The following is a 4257-nucleotide window of genomic DNA, read 5'->3' on the forward strand; positions in this document are numbered from 1 at the left end:
CGCCGGACCGGAGCGATGCGCCCGCTGACCCTGTGCCTGATCGGCGGCTCGATCTCCAACGCCGCCCGCGGCCAGCTGGCCCTGGCCGACCAGCAGACCGCCGAGGGCCGGGAGCTAGCCCGCGCCCTGGGCTGGACCGCCGGCCAGCTGGCCAGCTTTTCCGCGGTGCGCGTCCTCGCTTACCGCGGCGACAGGAAGGCGCTGCGCCGCGCCTTCGCGAACGGGCAGGCCGTCGCGGCCACGCGAGGCAGCGGCGACATGATCCGGGTCGGGTTCGCGGCCGAGATCACCCTGCACCTCGGCTACGGCGAATATCCCGAGGCCTACCAGGCGGCCACCGCGATGCGCCAGCAGGACACGATCGGCCTGACCGCCGAGGCGCTCCCCGCCATCGTCGAAGCAGGCCTCCGCACGGGCCGCGCGGCCGAAGCCGAAGCCGCCCTTATCGACCTTGAGCGCTACGCCGCCGCCAGCGGCACCGGCTGGGCCCAGGGCCTGCTCGCCCGTTCCGCCGCCCTGCTGGCCCCTCAGGAAGAAGCCGCCGAGCGCTACGAGAAGGCCATCGACCTCCTCGGCCGCACGACCGCCACCGCGGACCTGGCCCGCGCCCACCTGCTCTACGGCGAATGGCTGCGCCGCCACCAGCGCCCGTCCGACGCCAGGCCCCATCTGGAAGAGGCACTCACCCTCTTCACCGCGATGAGCGCCACCCCGTTCGCCGAACGAACCCAGGCCGAACTCCAGGCCGCGGGCGTGACCACAGCGGCACCCCGGCCCCGGAACCCCGCGCTGACCGCCCGCGAGTCCCAGATCGCCTCGATGGCCGCCGCCGGCTACACGAACCAGGAGATCGCGAACCGCCTGTTCATTACCGCGAACACCGTGGAGTACCACCTCAAGAAGGTGTTCAGGAAACTGGCCATCGACTCCCGCCGCCAGCTTCGCGACAAGTTCAGTTAGCCACGTCGGCGGCCGGAAACAGGTCGATTCCCTGTTCGGCCGCATGCGCGGCGAGCAGTCGGCTCACCAGCCTGGACAGCGCGCCGCGATCCCGCGCCGGCAGGCGCTCGAGCATCGTCAGCACGTCGGCCTCGAAGCAGGCCGCGGCCTGAGACACGAGCGCCCGGCCGTCGTCGGTGAGGCTGACCAGCGTGGCCCGCCGGTCCGTGGTCGACGGAACGCGCATGACCAAGCCGCGTCGCTCAGCGCGATCGACCAGGCCCGTGACGCTGGACTTGTCGAGTCCCAGCAGCCGCGCTAGGTCGTTCATGGTCGGGGTGCGGTCGCGCAGTACCCCAAGCAGGCGCGCCTGGATGATCGAGAGACCGTGCTCCGCGGCCCGGTGCTCGAGCATGCCCTGAACCACGAAGGAGAGCTGAGCCAGCCCGTCGGCGGGGCTCAGCTGCTGACCAGAAGCCATGCCCGCAGTCTACTTGATTTAGTACGTGCCACAAACTAAATTTGGTACGTGTCACAAACTAAATCGCGGCAGACAAAGGGAGGTGCCACTATGGCCATGATGAACGCGGCCGTCGTCACATCGTTCGCGGAGCCGCCGCACTACCAGCGGTTCGAGGTCCCGCGCCCGCGCAGCGCGGAAGAAGCGCTTGTCGACGTCCTCGCCGTCGGCCTGCACCCGCGTGTCCGGTCGGGCGCCGCCGGCGCGCACTACACCAGTACCGGCACATTGCCGATGATCCCCGGCATCGACGCCGTCGGGCAGCGGCCCGACGGCAGCCGGGTCTATTTCGTGGCGGCCGACGACGTGATCGGCACGATGGCGGACAAGGCGCTGGCCGGCCCGCGCCGCTCGATCGCGCTGCCCGGCAACGCCGATGTCGCGAAGGTCGCCGCCGCGATGAACCCGGCGATGTCGTCGTGGGTCGCCCTCCGCCGCCGCGTTCCGCTCGAGCGGGGACACAGCGTGCTCATCCTCGGCGCGACGGGCAACGCGGGAGCGATGGCCGTCCAGGTGGCCAGGCTGCTCGGCGCCGGGCACGTGGTCGGCGCCGGACGCGACCCTGGCCGGCTTCAGGCGCTTACGGCAGTCGGTGCCGACGACATCGTCCAGCTAACCGACGACAGTGACGCGACCGGCAAGGCGCTCGCCGCCGCTGCCGCCGACACCGACATCGTCATCGACTACCTCTGGGGCAAGCCCGCCCAGCAGGCGATCATGGCCCTGCTCACCGCGCGGTCCGACCGCGGCCGCGCGCTGAACTGGATCCAGATCGGCGCGGTCGCCGGCCCGGCGATCGAACTGCCTTCGGTCGCCCTGCGATCGGCCAACCTGCGCCTGCAGGGCAGCGGCCAGGGTTCCGTCGGCCCAGCGGACTACCTGGCCGAACTGCCGTCGCTGGTCGACGCGATCAGCAACGGTGCGATCGCGGTCAAAGCGAATACGATGCCACTGGCAGATGTGGAAGAGGCCTGGACGCGCGAAGAGCGACCCGGCGAGCGCACCGTCCTGGTGCCATAGGCGGAGACATGAGACGCAAGCAACCGAACTTCCCCGGCACGGCGTTCGAGGACGAGAGTGAGTCGGTGTGCGTGGCCGTAACCACTCGCGCGGAGGCGGAGCTGATCGTCGGCATGCTGCGCAGCGGCGGCTTGCGAGCAGCGACGTCAGCGCATGACGCCGGAGGATGGCAGCCGGAGCTGCAACTCCAGGGGGTTCAGGTGCTAGTCCCGCGCGCCGACGAAGCCGAGGCACGTGAGTGCCTCGCCGACATCGAGAACAACCCCCCGGACATCGAGAACAACCCTCCGGACGTCGACGACAACCCCTCGGACTACTAGGAGCTCGCGGGAACCAACCGGTAGATCGCGCCGGCGGAATCGTCGCTCACATACAGTGCGCCGTCTGACCCGGGTACCGCGTCCACGGGCCGTCCCCAGAAGCTGCCGTCGGCGTCCTCGAACCCGCTGACCAGCGCGACCGCAGGCTCCAGGTCGTCCTTCGAGGCGTTCCACGCCAGCCACAGCACCGCGGGTGCCTGCGGCGGATGCCGGTCCCAGGACCCGTGCACGGCGACAACGGCACCTCCCGACCATGGCGCCGGAACCTTGCTGCCTTCGAGGAACGTGATGCCCAGCGGTGCGCTGTGCGCGGGAAGCCCGACCTCGATTGGCGCCAGCGCCGCGCAGTCCAGCGCCCGCCCGCCCGGGTTGGTGACCGCGTTAGCCACCAGCGGAACATCGGCCAGTGACCCCGCCGGCTTGCTGTCGTCCTGGTCCGGGTCGCAGTACGGCCAGCCCAGGTCCCGGCCGGCCGTGACGGGCACCACTTCGTCTGGCGGATGGTTGTTGACGTACGCCTGGATGACCTGGCCGAAGGCGTCGCTGTACGTCGCGTAGGCGGTGTGCGACGGGTAGGGGATGTTGTCCCGCTCGTTCACCGCTGTCCAGACAGAGCCGTCCGGCGCCACCGCCAGGCCCTCGCCGTTGCGCACTCCCCGCTCCACGACCCGCAGGTCCGAACCGTCGGGCCGCACGGCCATGATCACCGCGCGCTGCGGCGACATCGTCCGGTCGTCAGGGTTGGCGTTCGACGAGCTGCCCACGTTGAAGTAGACAGTCCCGTCTCCGGCAACCGTCACGTCCTTCGCCCGGTGTACGTCGTCCCCATCAGAATCGAGATCCGGCAGTCCTCCCGCGATGACCGTGCGGGGACCGCTGATCCCGCCGGACCCCCACGGGTACCGGTCGATCTGGTCCGACTCCGCCACGTACAGCACCCAGCTGCCGTCAAGCCTGGCGAACGCCAGGCCCTGCGGGGAGGTCAGGTGGGACAGCAGGGTCGTCACGGTCGCGGTGCCCGTCGCGGACGGCCGCAGCTCGTAGACGATGCCGCCACCAGGGCTGCTGACCAGCAGGTTCCCTTCCGGTGTCCAAGCCTCCATCCGGGCGTCGGGTACGCGTGCCCACACGCGGATTGTCCAGCCGGCTGGCACGGTCAGCGTGCGCGGCGTCGACAGCGCTCCGCCGTTCTGGCTGGCCGGAACGGTAAGGGTCGTCGACCGCGCCCCAGGCGCCGGGGCCACCGGCGACGCCCCCGCGCGTACCGTGTCTTGTCCCTGACTCGAAGACGAGGAGCACGCCGCCGCTGCGGCCACGGCCGCCGCCGCGACCAGGGCTAGCGCGAAACGGCGGAACGGCGCCCTCATCGCACTGGCAGCATGTGCACCGACGCCGGCACGAGCAGCCGCGCCCCGACGACGATCGCCACCAGCGCGACGAGCGCGAACAGGCACACCC

5 protein-coding genes are annotated in these 4257 nt (G+C 70.8%); 3 read left to right on the top strand and 2 right to left on the bottom strand.

Going from position 1 to position 4257, the window contains the following annotated elements; translation table 11 throughout:
* A partial coding sequence (locus tag WA805_RS24765) for a LuxR C-terminal-related transcriptional regulator (RefSeq protein WP_425243531.1) occupies positions 1 to 960 on the top strand: 960 nt, incomplete at its 5' end.
* Here WA805_RS24765 and WA805_RS24770 read toward each other — a convergent pair.
* A complete protein-coding gene (locus WA805_RS24770) occupies positions 953 to 1420 on the bottom strand; it encodes a MarR family winged helix-turn-helix transcriptional regulator (RefSeq protein WP_422284888.1) in 468 nt (155 codons plus the stop codon). The genes WA805_RS24765 and WA805_RS24770 overlap by 8 nt on opposite strands.
* A gap of 90 nt (positions 1421 to 1510) precedes the next feature.
* Here WA805_RS24770 and WA805_RS24775 point away from each other — a divergent pair, with 90 nt between their 5' ends.
* Together WA805_RS24775 and WA805_RS24780 are read left to right on the top strand one after the other, a co-directional pair.
* Entirely contained in the window at positions 1511 to 2479 is a 969-nt protein-coding gene (locus WA805_RS24775; RefSeq protein ID WP_422277889.1) for a zinc-binding dehydrogenase, read from the top strand.
* A gap of 8 nt (positions 2480 to 2487) precedes the next feature.
* Positions 2488 to 2799 carry a hypothetical protein gene (locus WA805_RS24780; RefSeq protein ID WP_422277891.1) on the top strand — a complete coding sequence of 104 codons (312 nt, stop codon included), beginning with the start codon at positions 2488 to 2490 and terminating at the stop codon, positions 2797 to 2799.
* On the opposite strand, the gene WA805_RS24785 is transcribed toward WA805_RS24780, so the two are convergent.
* Positions 2796 to 4166, bottom strand: a complete 1371-nt coding sequence (locus WA805_RS24785) for a PQQ-dependent sugar dehydrogenase (protein ID WP_422277893.1) — start codon at positions 4164 to 4166, stop codon at positions 2796 to 2798. The genes WA805_RS24780 and WA805_RS24785 overlap by 4 nt on opposite strands.
* Between the last annotated feature and the right edge of the window lie 91 nt (positions 4167 to 4257).

Source organism: Trebonia sp. (assembly GCF_049794275.1).
Lineage (GTDB): Bacteria > Actinomycetota > Actinomycetes > Streptosporangiales > Streptosporangiaceae > Trebonia.

Excerpts from the sequence above, each read along its gene's own strand:
- WA805_RS24785 (WP_422277893.1), bottom strand. The coding sequence starts at position 4,166 with ATGAGGGCGCCGTTCCGCCGTTTCGCGCTAGCCCTGGTCGCGGCGGCG.
- WA805_RS24780 (WP_422277891.1), top strand. The coding sequence starts at position 2,488 with ATGAGACGCAAGCAACCGAACTTCCCCGGCACGGCGTTCGAGGACGAG.
- WA805_RS24775 (WP_422277889.1), top strand. The coding sequence starts at position 1,511 with ATGGCCATGATGAACGCGGCCGTCGTCACATCGTTCGCGGAGCCGCCG.
- WA805_RS24770 (WP_422284888.1), bottom strand. The coding sequence starts at position 1,420 with ATGGCTTCTGGTCAGCAGCTGAGCCCCGCCGACGGGCTGGCTCAGCTC.